This is a genomic window from Pseudomonas sp. 3B-A001-10F (genome assembly GCF_056313565.1).
In genome coordinates this window covers 39736-57580 of the sequence record NZ_JBQYFW010000013.1, presented here as the reverse complement: position 1 = coordinate 57580, position 17845 = coordinate 39736, and the positions used below count along the sequence as shown (strand labels likewise).

Here is a 17845-nt window from a genome sequence, read left to right as displayed (position 1 = left end):
TTGTCTCCTGAGGGGGCGACCCTCCCTCAGGCGTTTGTTACTACCTGCTGGCTTCACTGTGGAACACTCGACCTGGCGGTTTCCGAGCCGATCGCGTGTGCCTGACGTTCAACGTCAGGCGGGAAAGGATCTTCCCCAAGCGGGTGCTTGTACATCGATCGATCTCGAGGGGAGACCCTAATGAATTACAACTGGGACTGGGGCGTGTTCTTCAAGTCCACCGGCGTCGGCAGCGAGACTTATCTCGACTGGTACGTCACCGGTTTGGGCTGGACCATTGCCATCGCCATCGTGGCATGGATCATCGCCTTGCTGCTGGGCTCCATTCTGGGGGTCATGCGCACGGTGCCAAACCGCATCGTATCGGGCATCGCCACCTGCTACGTCGAGCTGTTCCGTAACGTGCCGCTGCTGGTGCAACTGTTCATCTGGTACTTCCTGGTGCCCGACCTGCTGCCGCAAAACCTGCAGGACTGGTACAAACAGGACCTCAACCCGACCACCTCGGCTTACCTGAGCGTTGTCGTGTGCCTGGGCCTGTTCACCGCCGCCCGTGTCTGCGAGCAAGTGCGTACTGGCATTCAGGCGCTGCCACGCGGCCAGGAATCCGCCGCGCGCGCCATGGGTTTCAAGCTGCCGCAGATCTACTGGAACGTGCTGCTGCCCCAGGCCTACCGGATCATCATTCCGCCGCTTACCTCGGAATTCCTCAACGTTTTCAAGAACTCCTCCGTGGCGTCCTTGATCGGTTTGATGGAACTGCTGGCGCAAACCAAACAGACCGCTGAGTTCTCGGCCAACCTGTTTGAAGCCTTCACCCTGGCCACGCTGATCTACTTCACCCTGAACATGAGCCTGATGTTGCTGATGCGCATGGTCGAGAAGAAAGTCGCAGTGCCCGGCCTGATCTCCGTGGGGGGTAAATAATGGACTTCGATTTCAGCGGCATCATCCCCGCCATTCCGGGCCTGTGGAACGGCATGGTCATGACCTTGCAGTTGATGGTCATGGGCGTGGTCGGCGGCATCGTGCTGGGGACCATCCTCGCACTGATGCGCCTGTCGTCGAGCAAACTGCTGTCGCGGGTGGCCGGCGCTTATGTGAACTACTTCCGTTCGATCCCGCTGCTGCTGGTGATCACCTGGTTCTACCTGGCGGTGCCGTTCGTACTGCGCTGGATCACCGGTGAAGACACGCCAATCGGTGCGTTCACCTCCTGCGTCGTGGCCTTCATGATGTTCGAAGCCGCGTACTTCTGCGAGATCGTCCGCGCCGGTGTGCAGTCGATCCCCAAAGGCCAGATGGCCGCCGCCCAAGCGATGGGCATGACCTATGGCCAGACCATGCGTCTGATCATCCTGCCCCAGGCGTTCCGCAAGATGACCCCGTTGCTGCTGCAACAGTCGATCATCCTGTTCCAGGACACCTCGCTGGTCTACACCGTGGGCTTGGTGGACTTCCTCAACTCCGCCCGCTCCAGCGGCGACATCATTGGCCGGTCCAACGAGTTCCTGATCTTCGCCGGTGTCGTCTACTTCATCATCAGCTTTTCCGCCTCGCTGCTGGTCAAGCGTCTGCAAAAAAGGTTCGCCGTATGATCTCTATCAAGAACATCAACAAGTGGTATGGGGACTTCCAGGTGCTGACTGATTGCAGCACCGAGGTCAAAAAAGGCGAAGTGATCGTGGTCTGCGGCCCGTCGGGTTCCGGCAAATCGACCCTGATCAAATGCGTCAACGCGCTGGAGCCGTTCCAGAAAGGCGACATCGTCGTCGACGGCACCTCGATTGCCGACTCGAAGACCAACCTGCCGAAACTGCGCTCGCGCGTGGGCATGGTGTTCCAGCATTTCGAACTGTTCCCGCACCTGACCATCACCGAAAACCTGACCATCGCGCAGATCAAGGTGTTGGGCCGCAGCAAGGAAGAAGCGACCAAGAAAGGTCTGCAATTGCTCGAGCGCGTCGGCTTGTCCGCTCACGCCCACAAGCATCCGGGGCAACTGTCCGGTGGTCAGCAACAGCGTGTGGCGATTGCCCGTGCGCTGGCGATGGACCCGATCGTCATGCTGTTCGACGAACCGACCTCGGCGCTCGACCCGGAGATGGTCAACGAAGTGCTCGACGTGATGGTGCAACTGGCCCACGAAGGCATGACCATGATGTGCGTAACCCACGAAATGGGCTTTGCGCGCAAAGTGGCTGACCGGGTGATCTTCATGGACGCCGGCAAGATCATCGAAGACTGCCCGAAAGAGGAATTCTTCGGCGACATCAGCGCCCGCTCCGAACGCGCGCAGCACTTCCTCGAGAAAATCCTGCAGCACTAAAACCGAGTACTTGCGCCATCACACTTATCCCTGTGAGAGCGAGCTTGCTCGCGAAAGCGGACTGACATTCAACATTGATGTTGACTGATCCGGCCTCTTCGCGAGCAAGCTCGCTCCCACAGGGACAGCGGTGAGCCTGCAAGTGTGGTGGTTGACCCAAGGCAACTGTGATGAAATGCGACCCCAATCTCTATCGCGCCGCGCCGCCATCACTTGCCGTGAAGCCTCGTCTGATTCGTCATCTGTTTCTGCCGCCACTGGTCATCGTCCTGATGATCGGGTTGGGTTACGCCGGCTTCTGGACCAGTGAGCATTTCGGCATTCGCAGCCTCGGCGAAAACGGCCAGCGTCAGCTCGAACTGAACGCCCGCGCCGTCGAAAGCGAAATCAGCAAATACACCTACCTGCCCAGCCTGCTGGAACTCGAAACCAGTGTGTCGCAGTTGCTGGCCGATCCGACCCCGGAACACCGGCGAACGGTCAACGATTACCTTGAAGGCCTGAACCGGCGCAGTCGCAGTCGGGCCATCTACGTGATGGACACCACCGGCCGTGTCATGGCCACCAGCAACTGGCGCGATGTCGACAGTTATCTCGGTGAAGACCTGTCCTTCCGCGCCTATTTCCAGAAAGCCGTACGCGGCGAGTCGGGGCGTTTCTACGGCATCGGCAGCACCAACGGTGAGCCCGGCTATTACCTCGCCCACGGCCTCGAAGAGCATGGCAAGATCATCGGCGTCGCCGTGGTCAAAGTGCGCCTGGAAGCCATGGAAGAACGCTGGCAACGCGCGCGTCTAGAAGCCTTTGTCAGCGATGAGAACGGCATCATCATTCTCTCCAGCGATCCGGCTCGACGCCTCAAGTCAGTGATCCCGCTCACCGACGAAATCAAAGAAAAACTCGCCCGCAGCCTGCAGTACTACTGGTTCCCGCTCAACGAACTGCAACCGCTGGCCCGGGAAACCCTGTCCGAAGGCGTGGAAAAACTGACCTTCCCCGCCAACAGCGAAGTGCGCTCCGACGATGACGACATCAGCTATCTGGCACAGACCCGGCCACTGAGCGACACACCGTGGAATTTCACCCTGCTCACGCCGTTGCAGGACCTGCGCCGCGAAGCCATCAACCAAGGGATTCTGGTCGCCGTCGCGTTTGCGCTGGTGGCATTCCTGTTGATCGCCTGGAACGAGCGGCGCAAGGTCATCGCCACCCGTCTCGCCGCCCGCGAAGCCTTGCAGGAAGCCAACAATCAACTGGAGCGTCGGATTACCGAACGCACCACTGATCTGCGCGCCAGCAACGAGCGCCTGAAGAGCCAGATCCGCGAACGGCGTCAGGCCGAAGAGACGTTGCGCCGTGCGCAGGATGAACTGGTGCAGGCCGGCAAGCTCGCCGCCATCGGTCAGATGTCGACCAGCATCGCTCACGAACTGAACCAGCCGCTGGCGGCGATGCGTACGCTATCGGGCAACACCGTGCGCTTCCTCGAACGGGGCCAACTGGATGTCGCCAGCACCAATCTGAAAACCATCAACGAGCTGATCGACCGCATGGGCCGGATCACCGCCAGCCTGCGTTCGTTCGCCCGGCGCGGTGACAACCAGGGCCAGGCCAGCCTCGGCAAAGCCGTGGAGGCCGCGCTGCAATTGCTCGGGGCACGCCTGGAGAGTTCGGCGGTCAACATTCACCGCCAGTTCATCGATGTCCAGGTGCAGATCGACCAGACCCGCCTCGAACAGATTCTGGTCAACCTGATCGGCAACGCCCTCGACGCCATGCAGGCGCAACCCCTGCCCGAGCTGTGGCTGGAGGGTGAAGAATTCAACGCCAAATACCGCCTGCGCGTACGTGACAACGGTCACGGCATCGACGCTGAAGCGCGCAAGCATCTGTTCGAACCGTTCTTCACCACCAAACCCGGCGAACAAGGCCTGGGCCTTGGCCTGACCCTTTCCGCCAGCCTCGCCGCCGCCACCGGCGGGCATCTGGGTGTCGAACACCCGGCCAGCGGTGGCACCACCTTCGTCCTCAGTTTACCGTTGGTAAGCCCTACTCCTGCCGAGCCAATATGAACCACGACCTTAGTGTGCTGATCGTCGAAGACGACCCCCATGTGCTGCTCGGCTGCCAACAGGCGCTGACCCTCGAAGACATTCCCTGTGTCGGCGTCGGCAGTGCAGAAGAAGCGCTGGAGCGCGTCGGCGACAACTTTGCCGGCATCGTCATCAGCGACATTCGCCTGCCGGGCATCGATGGCCTAGAACTGCTGACCCGCCTCAAGCAACGTGATCGCAGCCTGCCGGTGGTGTTGATCACCGGCCACGGCGACATTTCCATGGCCGTCGGCGCGATGCAGAAAGGCGCCTATGACTTCATGGAAAAACCGTTCTCGCCGGAGCGCCTGGTCGACGTCGCACGGCGGGCGCTGGAGCAACGCAGCCTCGCCCGCGAGGTCTCATCGCTGCGCCGGCAACTGGCCGAGCGCGACTCCCTTGAGGGGCGGATCATTGGCCGCTCGCCGGCGATGCAGAACCTGCGCGAACTGATTGCCAACGTCGCCGACACTTCGGCCAACGTGCTGATCGAAGGCGAGACCGGCACCGGTAAGGAACTGGTCGCGCGTTGCCTGCACGATTTCAGTCGGCGCCACAGCAAGCAATTCGTCGCGCTGAACTGCGGCGGTCTGCCGGAAAACCTTTTCGAAAGCGAGATTTTCGGCCACGAGGCCAACGCCTTTACCGGTGCCGGCAAACGCCGTATCGGCAAGATCGAACACGCCGACGGCGGCACGCTGTTCCTCGACGAAGTGGAAAGCATGCCGCTGCCATTGCAGATCAAACTGCTGCGCGTGTTGCAGGAGCGCACCCTCGAACGTCTCGGCTCGAACCAGAGCGTGGCCGTGGATTGCCGGGTGATCGCAGCAACCAAATCCGACCTCGACGAAGCGAGCAAGGCCGGCGAGTTCCGCAGCGACTTGTACTACCGCCTCAACGTGGTAACGCTGGAGCTGCCACCACTGCGCGAACGCCGCGAAGACATCCTGCAACTGTTCGAACACTTCACCCAGCAATCAGCACTGCGCTTCGACCGCGCACTGCCGGAGCTGGACAACCAGACCCTGTCGAACCTGATGAGCCACGATTGGCCAGGCAATGTGCGCGAACTGCGCAACGTCGCCGAACGTTTTGCCCTCGGCCTGCCGGCGTTCAAGAAGTCCGGCACCAGCGCTGGCGGCCAAGGCCTGGCGTTTGCCGAAGCGGTGGAAGCCTTCGAGCGCAACCTGCTCAGCGACGCCCTGCAACGCAGCGGCGGTAACCTGACTCAGGCCAGCCTGGAATTGGGCATGGCCAAGACCACGCTGTTCGACAAAGTGAAAAAGTACGGGTTGAGCCATTAAGCGAGAACGATGTGGATCTGTTTTTCAAAGCCCTGTTGGGCGCCGCGGTAGTACTGATCATCGCGGCGCTGTCGAAAACCAAAAACTACTACATCGCCGGATTGGTCCCGCTGTTTCCGACGTTTGCGCTGATTGCGCATTACATCGTCGGCAAGGGGCGTTCGATTGAGGATTTGAAGACCACGATTGTGTTCGGCATGTGGTCGATCATTCCGTACTTTGTGTATTTGGCGACGTTGTATGTGATGGTGGATCGGCTGCGGCTGGAGGCATCGCTGGCGGTGGCGGCGGTGGCCTGGTTGATGGCCGCCACGGTGTTGGTGACTGTGTGGGTGCGCCTGCACGGCTAAGTGCAAAAGCCACCCTCACCCCAGCCCTCTCCCTCCGGGAGAGGGGGCCGACCGAGGTGTCTTGCGTCTGACATTGACCTGAAAGATCCAGTTGATTATGGATTCGGTACAGCACGTTCACGTCGGCGTATCACTCCAGCATCCCCCAATCAGTCCCCTCTCCCTCAGGGAGAGGGCTAGGGTGAGGGGCAGGCGTCAGCCATAATCTGCCGGATCGCCCCGACAAACGTCTCCACCGGCTGCCCGCCCGTCACCGCATACTGACCGTTGAACACCACAGTCGGCACCGAACTCACCCCGCGCTGCAACCACAATTGCTCTTCTTCACGCACCTCATCGGCAAACTCATCGGACGCCAGAATCGCCTCGGCTCGCTGACGATCCAGCCCGACACTTTCCGCAATCTGCACCAGTTGCCGATGATCCGACGGATTGCCACCATCGCTGAAATACGCCTTGAACAGCGCCTCTTTCAACAGCAGTTGCACACCTTCGAGCCCGGCCCAGTGCAGCAAGCGGTGCGCATCGAAAGTGTTGTAGATACGGCTGTTGCCGTCAGTGCGAAACGCAAACCCGAGTTCAGCGCCACGGGCACGAATGGCTTCGCGATTTTTCTGCGATTGCTCCGGGGTCGAGCCGTACTTCTCTTGAATGTGCTCAGCGATGTTCTGCCCGTCTGCGCCCATTTTCGGATTGAGTTCGAACGGCTGAAAACGGATCTCGGCCTGCACTTCGTTGCGTAGGATCTCCAGTGCCTGTAACAGGCCACGCAAACCGACGACACACCAGGGGCAGGAGACGTCGCTGACAAAATCGATTTTCAAGGCAGAACTCATCACACACCTCGCGGGGGGAAATCGTGCGGGAAAGTTTGCACGATACACCTGCTCCGGATTTTGTGGTGACCGTAGTGGCCCCTTCGCGAGCAGGCTCGCTCCCACCCTTGGAATGCGTTCCCCTGTGGGAGCGAGCCTGCTCGCGAAGAGGCCCGCTCAGGCGATACAAATACCTCGATTACAGCAGATTCCCGCCCACCACCGGCTCAATCTGTGCCCAATGCGAAGTGTCTTCACGATGCGCCTGCAAATACGGCAGCACCGCCGCCAGCAATGGCTCCTTGAACGCCTCTTGAAAGCGATGCGCCAACCCCGGAATCAGTTTCAACTGGCTGCCGCGAATATGCGCCGCCAGATGAACCCCGTGCATCACCGGCAACAACGGATCCGCCGTGCCATGCACCACCAGCGTCGGTACCCGCAATTGATTGAGCAATGCCACCCGGCTCGGCTCGGCAAGAATCGCCATGATCTGCCGCTTCACGCCTTCGGGATTGAACGCGCGGTCATACGACAGCGCAGCCTGATGCAGCAAGACCTGGCGATCATCGGTGACCGCCGGGCTGCCCAGCGCGGCCAGCAGATCAGCCTGCTGTTCCAGCGCCACCTGTCGATTCGGTGCGCCGCGACGCGACAACAACTGCACCAGCGCCGCGCTGGGTGCCGGCAGACCTTCGGCGCCCGAGGTGGTCATGATCAATGTCAGACTCTCGACCCGCTGCGGTGCCATCGCCGCCATGTGCTGGGCAATCATCCCGCCCATGCTCGCGCCCAGCACGTGAAATTGCTCGACGTGCAACGCGTCCATCAACCCCAGCGCGTCGTCTGCCATGTCGGTCAGGCTGTAAGGCGCTGCCACCGGTAGACCGAGCTTGTAGCGCAGCACTTCGAAGGTCAGATTGGCGTCAGCCGGCGCCTGCCGCCAGGTCGACAGACCGACGTCGCGGTTGTCATAGCGAATCACCCGAAAACCCTGCTGACACAGCGCAACCACTACTTCGTCCGGCCAGTGGATCAACTGTCCACCCAAGCCCATGACAAGCAACAACGCCGGATCCGACGCGCGACCAATGCTCTGATAAGCCAGGCTCACCTGCTGCAGATCAGCGTGCTCGGTCGGCACATTGACGTCGCAACGCGCCGCCGCCCAAGACGACGATCCGAAAAAAATCGCGACCAGAACAGCCGCGACCGATACAAAACCCTTGACCATGAAAAACACCGAAACGCAGAACCCCAGTAGAGCGCGAGTCTGATGAAGTTTGTTCAAGCGCGCTGCCACACTTCGATGACAGTTTGATGAAGAGTGCCGAGTGGTCATGGGCGGTGGTTGCAAACAATATCTATGTACCACCATCGCCTTGGGCGATTTCTCTTGAATGACCCGCTCAGGGACGGATTCCCCGCCCCGCCAATGCGAGTCACGCCACCATGCTCGAGCGTCTTATTCTGGATGAGTTCCCCGCACCGTCACCGTTGCCCGAGGCCGTCGAACAGCTGCCGAAAACGATTGATGACAGCCTGCTGCTGCAGGCTTGCCAACGCTGGCGCGACAGCAGCGAGGGTTTGCGCGATTTGTTTGCCGCCAGCCCGGCCCTGCGCGACAGCGTCAATGAATTGCTGCGCCAACAACTGCAACTGGACGGCGAAAAGACCGGACTGCGCTTTGCGGCCACCGCTGACCAGCCGGAGCACATCGTCAGCCTCACCGACGCCTGTGCCTTTGTCGTTCAACACCCGACACTGGAAACCGATCTGGATCAGCGTTGTGTCCTCACCGGTATCCGCGCGGGCCATCTGTTATCCACCCTGAAGCCCCGGCAGCTCCTGGAAAAACTCAAAGCCCTCGACCCACGCAAAAGCCACGAGATTCGCTGGGCAGAATTCTGGGACGCGCGAGCGCCGCGCACACCGGTGTCGCGACGTAGCCGCGCCACGCAGCTTTACCGCGAGCATTTCGAAGCCACCGCGCACATGGCTCTCGCCCATCAGACGATTACCCCGGCGCAACTCAAAACGCTGCAACTGATCATTGATTCAGGTGCTGGCGCGCTGACAATCGAGGGTCAACCTGTGCACACGGAAAAGTTGGCCCTGGTGCTGAGCAACGACAGCAAAATCAAACTCCCCGGTGCATGGGTCGTCAGCGTCGGCGATTTGGCCACGGCGGCGCCTTTGCTTTATCTGCCCGGAAACGCCATATCGATCCAGGCCTTCACCACCCGCGCAGACATGCAGACGTGGCTGACCCATCAGGTACAGATCCCCACCGGACTACCCAAGGAAATCCTTCGCGTTGACTACAGCGCAGCGCTTGACCCGATGGTCACTGGCGCCAGCGATCTGTTCGCCGACCGTCACCACGCGCAGCTCGACGCCTTGAGCAATACCAACAAAGGCCATCCCGGGCTCAGGACGCATGGCGCGCGCTCACTGGTGCATGTCGACCTGATTGATCATCAGCGCAGCAGCGCGATCATCGTGGCGGCGCCGCCAAAACCGCTCAACTCCGCCAGCGATGTCGAGACCGACGAAACACCGCTGTTCGGCAGCCTGTCCGCCGGGATTCCACTGGCGGTGCGCCACGCGGCGCTCAAACGCCAACGCGAGGCGCTTGAGCGCTTGCAGGACAATGACAGCGACGGCTCTCGATACCGAGAATGCCAGGACGCCCTCAAAGCGCTGGAAGCCGCCGAACAAACTGGCGCGACCGCTGCCACAACCCTGCTTTACCGCGAAACGGCCCTCGACGCGAATACCTTCAACACCGCCCTCAGTGCCCTGCGTCAGGCACACCGGGACGGCCTGTATGCCGAAGGCAGACTGCAAGCAACCCTTGGCCAACTTAACAGCGCCGAACACGATCTGCTCAAGGCCTTGCTGGACACCCCCGTCGCGGCCGAGCGTGACACGGATATCACGGCGGCCAGCCTGACCTTGTCACTGAGCGAAACCAAGGACGGAATCACAACAACGCAAAGCGAAGTGCTCAAGGGCGCACTCGTCATCGAACGCCAAGCGGCACTCTCGGACACTTCCAGTCTGATGCTCTACTGGCCGGGCAATGGCGGTGGCCTGCAACGCTTTGCCGATCGCCGGACACTGGCGCGCGAGGTGTTCAGGATTCTCGACGACGACAACGACCTGGCCCTGCAACTGAGTCCGATCACCACCGACCCGTTGCATTATTGCCTCAACGCGTTGGTGAGCGACTTCGAAGCGAAAGCCACACCCCTGCGCGGCAAACCCGAACAGGCTGATGCGCTGGAGGTTCTGCGCCAGGGCTGCCTGGCTAATCTTCAGGTTCCGCTGCACGCCGCCAGACACCTGGCTTTCACTCATCTGCAGGAACAGCAACGTAGCGGCACCCTCGCCGGCCACCTGCCGGGCTGGCTGGTCAAACTCAAGGAAAACGAGCGTAGCGCGCTGAAACAGAACATCGAGGCGTACGTCGCGGCGATGCGTCAAAGCCACGCCCTCATGACCCTTGCGCTGGAACCTCGTGATGACTTCACCCGCCGCCATCTGCACGCCCGATTGCGCAGGGACTTTTCCCTTGAGGGCGACTTTTCCATACAAGTCGAACTGCCCGACTCGACCAAAACCGAACAGGTCCCGGAGTCGGGGCCGGGTGGCGTCAGAAAGATCACGACCATTGTGCCCAGCAAAGCACGCAGCAAAATGTCACTGGAGGACCTGGCCCAGCTCAATATCGATAACGTGCAATCGGTGCTCAATGACTCGCTGTCACAACGCTTGATCTTCTTGCGTCTGGAAATCACCGCGACGCATAAAAAGGATCGGACGCGCCTGCTCAACGGCATCAACCTGACCTATCTGCGCAAGGTTCTGCCGGAGCTGGACCTGCCCAAAGTCTATGAGCAGAAGATCCGTGACGCCTTTCAGGGCGCCGCCAGCGAGTCAGCATTCGTCAAACAACATCGCCGGGAAAGCCTGATCGAGCCGTGGCGCCTGATGCTGAAAATACAGAGCGAAAATGCACGCCTGCAAAAACACCTCAGCGCTGATGAAGCGGCACTGCTGAACATCGCCATCGACGCCGACACCTCACAGGCGTGGCAAGCCAGCGGCAAGCGTCTTGTGCTGTTGCCGGTGTCGCTGAAAGTCGGCGGCAAGGACACCCCCGGCGAAGGCCCGGTGACCCTGTCCGGCGTCAGCTTCATCGAAGAGCAGATCAGCGGCGTCACCCTGCTGTACCTGCCGGACAGCCATGACGGGCAGTTCTTGCGCCGCTACGACACGCTCGAAGCGGCGCGCAAAGGGCTGTTCACCTTGTGCGCAAGTGACAAGTGGATCAAGTACCTGGCGCACAGAACGTTGCAAGGTAACGTCAGGGCCCATGTCAACCGAATCGGTCAGGCCGTGGAAAAAAACTTCGATGCGATCATCGAAGTCGGTGTGCGCTGGCCGGCCAGTACCTCGCTGGCCGCACACCTGCTCGATGCGCACATGGGACGCTTGATCGAGGCCCATCGCGGCACGTCGCGCTCCAACGATGAACTGTTCTTCGAGCGCTACGCCCTGAAAGGCCCGCGTGCCTTCAACTACATCAAAATGGCCGTGGGCATGGTGCCCTTCGTCGGCAGTGTGCTGGCCCTCTATCAGGCCTGGACCGCTGCCAATCAGGCAGCCGCCGCGTTCTTGCGTGGTGACGTGGCTGACGGTCTGGTGGAAATCGAGTCAATGCTGCTGTCGCTGATCGACGCCTTCATGGATCTGCTCCCGGGTGAAGCCGCGGCCTCGACGCTCTCCCGGACGACCCGCGCGTTGACACGGGCGCGTCAGCTGCACGCGGTGGTGCGCGATGTGGCGACACTGCAGGTCAAGTCGCAGCGTCACGCCCGACATGTGCTGGCGCGCTTCAAGGATTACGACTATGAAAAACCGATTTCCCTGGGCGGCACAGAACCGGCCAGCCACGGCCTCTACCGCGGGATCTACCGGCTTGCCGACGGCGACTTCATCGAACGTCAGGGCCGCGTCTACCAAGTGGAGCTGAGCCGGGATTCGCGCAGCTGGCGTCTGTCCGGCAACTCGCGAAAAACCTACAAGCAGCCGATCGCACTGGATGAAAGCGGGCAATGGGATACCTGGTTTGGCGTCTATGGCACAGCCCTTGAAGGTGGCGTGGTGGGGGGTGGCAATGTCGGCGGGCGCCTGGTCGATACACTCGACCCTTACTGGCCGTCGGTGATTCGGCAACGCCTGCCGCGCTGGCTGGTAGATCGAAACTTCCGCCGCCACCATCAACTGGCCGCCACTGCAAACAATTTGGGCCGCCAATTGCAACTCAGGGGAGCGAAAAGTGACCAGGTGATCAATGCCTACGCCGAAGCCACGGAAGCGCAACGCCTGACCATGTTGCCAACGGCCGAAGCCGCATGCATTGGCGATATCCAACTGGCCAGGCAACGTTATGAGGCGTTGACCGAGTTGACTGCGCTGACCCAAGGCAGAAAACACAGGACTGTCGCCAAAATGCAAAGCAAGACCGCATGGCTGTTGACTGATCGTTACCAGCGGCGCGCCTTTCACCTGTCGCATAAAATTCATGGCATGACACGAGCAATCGACCGATTGAAGCAGCTACACAATGCGCTGCCGGGTGATGCTGTGGCTGAACGTTTGAAACACATTGAAAACATACACAGGTTTCGTGTCGAGATCGTCAACCAGCTCGATCAGTTGGGCGAACTCAGGGACCAGGTCAATCACTGGTATGGACGCATGCTGGCTAAAGACCGGCCGAAAATGTCGGCACTGGTCGATAACACTAACAGCCGTCACAGTGAACCCATCCTGCTGTACCTGAAAACCTCCCAACGCCTGGAAATCGTCAGAAAAGCCGGCAGCCCCGACGATGCCTCGTGGCGCTATTTTGTGACGATGGCAGAGCCACTGCGCAATAGAATCGATCTGCATCTGTACCGCCAGTACGACCTGCCGAACATGCAGAGCACGACCGCCCAACGTAATCGCATTCTTCAGGAATGCGTCGACACTTGCGTCGAGTATCGTCGCGAGATGGTCGTCTGGACCGCCAGCTATCCGCAATTTTTTCATCTGGACGTAGTCGAGCCTCTGCTGGAAGGCATTGATCGCTTGACTGATCGAGCGCGTGCCGCTATCAACAGGCCACCCGAACCGAGGGTCGCGGGGCGACCCCTGCAGCGCGTGTTCATCACTGATGACAACCAATTGCGCCATGGCGTGGAGCAATGGGATAACCTGACCAACGCCCGTCAATACAGAAGTACCGGGATTGGAGGCTATGAAGAAATCTGGGAACATGGCGCCGATGGCGTCGTGCGCCTGACCAACCCGCAAAACCTGGCAGTTCCCTCCCCCGCCGAGCTGAGTCTGGCCACCCTGATAAGCGAGGCACAGCAACGTCTGGAGAACGTGGCCACTTACCGCACCACGGTGCAGAGCAACGCCAATCGCGGCATGCTGCCCGTCGACCTGCAGCACATGATGGACAGTCATGCGAGTGAACTCACCACCCGTGCCGACGGTATCGCTGCCAAATCGGCAGAGCAACCGATCATCCAGCAATTGCGCGATCAGGCCGCCGAGCTGATCGTCGAAGGTCGCGCCTTGCGCACCCAACGCTCGATGACCAGTCAAAAGCCCACCGACGGCATGCTTGATGACCTCATCGGACAGAACGCGGTGGAGATCCGCAAACCCCTTGCGATCCGAAAACTGGCTGATCATCAGGGGCGGCCCAACTACCTGCAGGAATATGAGGTCTGGAACCTCACACAGGAGCCCGCGCAATTACTCTGGTACGTGCATTTCCATTACCGTTCGGCGACCCGCCCCTTGCGCCAATTCGAAAGAGCCCACCTGAAACTGCCGGCGCATCGCAAGCTGACTCACGCTGACGACCCGACCCTGCTTGATTCCAGAATCACTGCACAGTCCATTGCCCTGCGGCATTTCGAGGGACTCTGAGCATAAGGCACTGTAGTCATAGGAAGAACTGCCGAGCCATCACTCGGCGGTTCTGCCGTAAAAGAACGCGTCGATGTCGACAGCGCTATCATCATGAGACAAACTCACCCTCTTTGCGCTTATCACAAGTTTTCCTCATGGAGCCTTCGGTGCTTGAAATCCGTCACCTGAAAACCCTGCACGCCTTGCGTGAAGCCGACAGCCTGGTCGATGCCGCCGACCGTTTGCACCTGACGCAGTCGGCGCTGTCCCACCAGTTCAAGGAGCTTGAGGAACGCCTGGGCATGGCGTTGTTCGTGCGCAAGACCAAACCGGTACGGTTCACCAGCGCCGGTTTGCGCTTGCTGCAACTGGCTGACGCAACCCTGCCGCTGTTGCGCGCCGCCGAGCGGGATATCGGCCGTCTCGCCGGTGGTACGGCCGGGCGTTTGCACATGGCCATCGAATGCCACAGCTGCTTTCAGTGGCTGATGCCGACCATCGACCAGTTCCGCGATGCCTGGCCGGAAGTCGAACTCGACCTCGCTTCGGGTTTCGCCTTCGCACCGCTGCCGGCGCTGGCGCGTGGCGATCTGGATCTGGTGGTGACTTCCGATCCACTGGAAATCGCCGGCATCACCTATGTACCGCTGTTCACCTACGAAGCCATGCTTGCCGTGGCCAATCAGCATGCGCTGGCGAGCAAGCCGTACATCGTCCCCGAAGACTTGCTGACGGAAACGCTGATCACCTACCCGGTGGAACGCGACCGTCTCGACATCTTCACACGCTTCCTGGAGCCGGCCGACATCGAGCCGGCGCAGGTGCGCACTTCGGAACTGACGGTGATGATGATGCAACTGGTCGCCAGTGGTCGTGGTGTTTGCGGCATGCCGCACTGGGCGCTGCACGAATACAGCTCGCGCGGTTACGTGAAGGGTAAACGGCTGGGGGAAAAAGGTTTGTTCGCAACGTTATACGCGGCGATTCGCACCGACATGCTCGATGCACCGTACATGCGGGATTTTCTCCTGACGGCGAAGGACACGTCGTTCTCGACCCTGGACGGTGTCAGCGCGGTTCGCTGAGTCACTTGTGGGAGCGAGCTTGCTCGCGAAAGCGATGTATCAGACACACAAATAGTGACTGTCAGATTGCCTTCGCGAGCAGGCTCGCTTGTATGTTTAGACTTGAAGGGGTGGGCGGGACTACAGACTCGATTCTGACTCTGACCAGTACAGACCGTGGGAGACTTCTCGTCCCGCCCCTTCTACCCAAAGCGCCGATAAGGAATTCATCGGTAAAAACCGACGATAGAGACAAGCCAGCGCAACGGTAGCCCCCAACAAGCTCTTAAACCCTAGCTCCGAGGATTCGTCATGACAATCCTTACTTCGCAGACGGTTGTTGGTATCGATATCGCCAAGGCCGAGGTCGTTGTCTATCGTGCTGACCTGGAAACAATTGAGTCGGTCAAAAATGATCGAGCCTCCCTCAAACGTTGGCTCAAAACTTTGCCCGCGCAAAGCGCTATCGCTGTCGAAGCCACCAACATCTACCACTTGGAGACTGTTGATCTGGCTCATACGATGGGGCATCAGGTCTATGTCGTAGATGCTTATCGAGTTAGCCATTATCGTCGCGGGGTCGGTCAACGGGCCAAAAATGATCCCTGCGATGCACGCGTGCTCGCGCGTTATTTGACGAATGAGCAAAGCAAATTGCGGCTTTGGAACCCGCCACCCAAGGCCTATACCGTACTGAAAAGCTTGCTGCACAGGCGCGCGACGTTAATTCAGAACCATACGGGGCTAATGTTGAGCTGGGCGGATGAACCCTTGCTGAAAAAAGAACGTACCGCCCAGCAAAAGGCCTTCGAGCGATCCGATCAGGTCATTCAGAAACTACTGCGCAAGGTCAGCAAAGAGGCGGGTATCGAAGATAATATTGACCGCTGCAAAGCGATCGAAGGCGTCGGAGAGCTGACTGCAACCGGGTTGGCAACGACCTACATGCGCGGTGACTTTGCCAATAGCGATGCCTTCATCGCGTTTCTGGGTATGGATCTGACGGTAGACGATTCGGGTAAAAAGAATGGCCCGAGATTCCTGACCAAAAAAGGAGATCCGGAGATCCGGCGGTTGACGTACAACGCCGCGATGGCGGCGAGTCGCTCAGCCAAGTGGAAACCATTTTACGAGTCTTACCTGGCCAGAGGCTTCTCGAAAACACAGGCGTTGGTGGCCCTTGCTCGCAAGCTCTGTCGAGTGGCATTCGCCCTGATGAAAAGTCAGGGCGAATACCGATCAGCCTGAGATTTTAGGGTTGCTGGGCAACATAGAATCTCCCACAGGGGTCAGCGCAATATCAGAGTTGACGCCACATGTGGATCTTGTCGAAGTAGTCTTCGCCCACCCGCACCGCCAACGGTTCGAGGCCGAACTGGATAAAGCCGCAGCGCTGGTAGAGATTGAACGCGGCGTCATTGCCGGCGGTAACGGTAAGCTGGAGCAGTTTCAGTGCCGAGTGGTTTTGCGCTTCGGTAATGGCCGCCTGTACCAGTTCATGGCCCAGACCGTGCTGGCGAAAATCCGTCGAGACGTACATGCCGAACAACGTGGCCTTGTGGCGAGCCTTCTCGCGCGGTTCAAAGGCCAGGCCGACGATGCCGGCCAGCGCGCCGGCTTCAAACGCGCCAAGCACCACATCGAGCTTGCTGGTCAGGCGCCCTTCCCACCAGCTCAATGGCATCACCGCGCGTTCGCGAACGCTGGAGGTGAACGCCTGCGGATGGCGGTCATAGGCTTCGAGCATCAGTTCGCGGTAAGCCAGGGCATGACTGGCGTCCAGCCGTTCGATCCACATGTTCACGCCGTCCTGCGTTGCTCAAGCATCAGCCGCACAGCGAGGCCGCCGAGGACTAAGCCCATGAAATAACGCTGCAGCGCCAGCCACGTCGGGTTACGCACAAACCACGAAGCGATGCCCGCCGCGAACAGCGCGATCAGCAAATTGACGCAGAAACTGACGCTGATCTGGGTCAGGCCGAGAATGATGCTTTGGGTGAACACCGAACCGTGTTCAGGGGAGATGAACTGCGGAAACACCGAGAGGTAGAACACGGCGATTTTCGGGTTCAGCGCGCTGGTGAGAAAGCCCATGGTGATCAGCTTTCGCGACGAGTCCGGCGGCAATTGCTGCGCCTCGAACGGTGAGCGCGCACCGGGTTTCACTGCTTGCCAGGCCAGCCACAGCAGGTACAGCGCACCGGCCCACTTCAGCACTTCATAGGCCATCGGCACTGCCAGAAACACCGCAGTCAATCCCGCAGCCGCGGCGAACATATGCACAAAGAATCCACTGACCACACCGAGCAACGACGTGACCCCGGCCTTGCGTCCCTGACAGATCGAACGCGAAATCAGATAGATCATGTTCGGCCCCGGCGTCAGCACCATCAGCAATGCGGCAGCGGCGAAGATCAGCAAGTCTTGAAGCGGGATCATGGCAAAGTCCTTTGCGTGGATGATCAGGCGATTGCGTTCAGCGACTTGCGATAAAACGGCAGGATCAGGTCACGTGTCAATGGCGCCAGAACCACAGCAGGATCAGTGGCCGGATCGACCCAGATCACTTCTTCGATTTCCGCCGCCGGTGTGACGTCGGCCTTGATCGTCAGTTGAAAGATCTCGGCCTGCACGACACACCCCGGCTCGTTGGCCGCAGGCGCCGAGAACTGGCCGAGAAAAGCCGCCTGCGCCGGATCGATCTGCAAGCCCAGCTCTTCTTCCAGCTCGCGGGCCAGCGCGTGCACCGGCAACTCGTGCGCCTCGATCTTGCCGCCCGGTTGCATGAACGCCGTGGTGCCGCGCTTGCGCACCAACAGAGTCTGGCCTGCGGGATTGAGCAACAGCGCGGCGGCTATACGAATGAGGTTTGCAGAGACAACGGATGCACAAGTCATGGATCAGCCACC

Annotated in this window: 14 protein-coding genes; 9 read left to right on the top strand and 5 right to left on the bottom strand. The window is 60.0% G+C overall.

Features of this window, described 5'->3' with window-relative positions:
* The first annotated feature begins 180 nt into the window (after window positions 1–180).
* The 6 genes from AC0ZWN_RS14325 to AC0ZWN_RS14300 all read left to right on the top strand — a co-directional run bounded on the left by AC0ZWN_RS14325 (window position 181) and on the right by AC0ZWN_RS14300 (window position 6076).
* On the top strand, window positions 181–927 hold the full coding sequence (locus AC0ZWN_RS14325; protein ID WP_016986630.1) for an amino acid ABC transporter permease: 747 nt from the start codon (window positions 181–183) through the stop codon (window positions 925–927).
* Window positions 927–1598: an amino acid ABC transporter permease gene (locus AC0ZWN_RS14320; protein WP_003227756.1), complete on the top strand. Its 672-nt coding sequence runs from the start codon at window positions 927–929 to the stop codon at window positions 1596–1598. Before AC0ZWN_RS14325 ends, AC0ZWN_RS14320 begins: the two co-directional genes overlap by 1 nt.
* Complete coding sequence (locus AC0ZWN_RS14315) at window positions 1595–2329, top strand: amino acid ABC transporter ATP-binding protein (protein WP_007963947.1); 735 nt, start codon at window positions 1595–1597, stop codon at window positions 2327–2329. The genes AC0ZWN_RS14320 and AC0ZWN_RS14315 overlap by 4 nt, the downstream gene beginning before the upstream one ends.
* Before the next feature lie 170 nt (window positions 2330–2499).
* The gene (aauS, locus tag AC0ZWN_RS14310) at window positions 2500–4401 is read left to right on the top strand and encodes a two-component sensor histidine kinase AauS (RefSeq protein ID WP_095048297.1); all 1902 of its coding nucleotides are present in this window, start codon (window positions 2500–2502) and stop codon (window positions 4399–4401) included.
* Entirely contained in the window at window positions 4398–5726 is a 1329-nt protein-coding gene (aauR, locus tag AC0ZWN_RS14305) for a two-component response regulator AauR (protein WP_095048298.1), read from the top strand. Before aauS ends, aauR begins: the two co-directional genes overlap by 4 nt.
* An 11-nt stretch (window positions 5727–5737) precedes the next feature.
* Window positions 5738–6076, top strand: coding sequence for a GlpM family protein (locus AC0ZWN_RS14300; RefSeq protein ID WP_095048299.1), 339 nt, complete (start codon window positions 5738–5740; stop codon window positions 6074–6076).
* A 176-nt stretch (window positions 6077–6252) separates the two neighbouring features.
* Here AC0ZWN_RS14300 and AC0ZWN_RS14295 read toward each other — a convergent pair whose 3' ends face one another.
* A complete protein-coding gene (locus AC0ZWN_RS14295) occupies window positions 6253–6912 on the bottom strand; it encodes a DsbA family oxidoreductase (RefSeq protein WP_476335486.1) in 660 nt (219 codons plus the stop codon).
* Window positions 6913–7090: 178 nt separating this feature from the next.
* On the bottom strand, window positions 7091–8125 hold the full coding sequence (locus tag AC0ZWN_RS14290; protein ID WP_093430592.1) for an alpha/beta fold hydrolase: 1035 nt from the start codon (window positions 8123–8125) through the stop codon (window positions 7091–7093).
* A gap of 218 nt (window positions 8126–8343) precedes the next feature.
* Between AC0ZWN_RS14290 and AC0ZWN_RS14285 the strand changes: the two genes are divergently transcribed.
* The 3 genes from AC0ZWN_RS14285 to AC0ZWN_RS14275 all read left to right on the top strand — a co-directional run bounded on the left by AC0ZWN_RS14285 (window position 8344) and on the right by AC0ZWN_RS14275 (window position 16184).
* Window positions 8344–13890, top strand: coding sequence for a dermonecrotic toxin domain-containing protein (locus AC0ZWN_RS14285; protein WP_476335485.1), 5547 nt, complete (start codon window positions 8344–8346; stop codon window positions 13888–13890).
* Window positions 13891–14039: 149 nt separating this feature from the next.
* Complete coding sequence (gene metR, locus AC0ZWN_RS14280; RefSeq protein WP_007916739.1) at window positions 14040–14957, top strand: transcriptional regulator MetR; 918 nt, start codon at window positions 14040–14042, stop codon at window positions 14955–14957.
* Between the two features lie 291 nt (window positions 14958–15248).
* Window positions 15249–16184 (top strand): IS110 family transposase, encoded by a 936-nt coding sequence (locus AC0ZWN_RS14275; RefSeq protein WP_476335484.1) that lies wholly within the window; start codon window positions 15249–15251, stop codon window positions 16182–16184.
* Between the two features lie 52 nt (window positions 16185–16236).
* Here AC0ZWN_RS14275 and AC0ZWN_RS14270 read toward each other — a convergent pair whose 3' ends face one another.
* From AC0ZWN_RS14270 to AC0ZWN_RS14260, 3 genes are read right to left on the bottom strand one after another with little or no spacing between them, the layout of a single operon-like run.
* A complete protein-coding gene (locus AC0ZWN_RS14270; protein WP_460409892.1) occupies window positions 16237–16734 on the bottom strand; it encodes a GNAT family N-acetyltransferase in 498 nt (165 codons plus the stop codon).
* Window positions 16735–16736: 2 nt separating this feature from the next.
* Window positions 16737–17375 (bottom strand): LysE family translocator, encoded by a 639-nt coding sequence (locus tag AC0ZWN_RS14265; protein WP_460409893.1) that lies wholly within the window; start codon window positions 17373–17375, stop codon window positions 16737–16739.
* A gap of 23 nt (window positions 17376–17398) precedes the next feature.
* Window positions 17399–17833: an NUDIX hydrolase gene (locus AC0ZWN_RS14260; RefSeq protein WP_460409894.1), complete on the bottom strand. Its 435-nt coding sequence runs from the start codon at window positions 17831–17833 to the stop codon at window positions 17399–17401.
* Window positions 17834–17845: the final 12 nt, after the last annotated feature.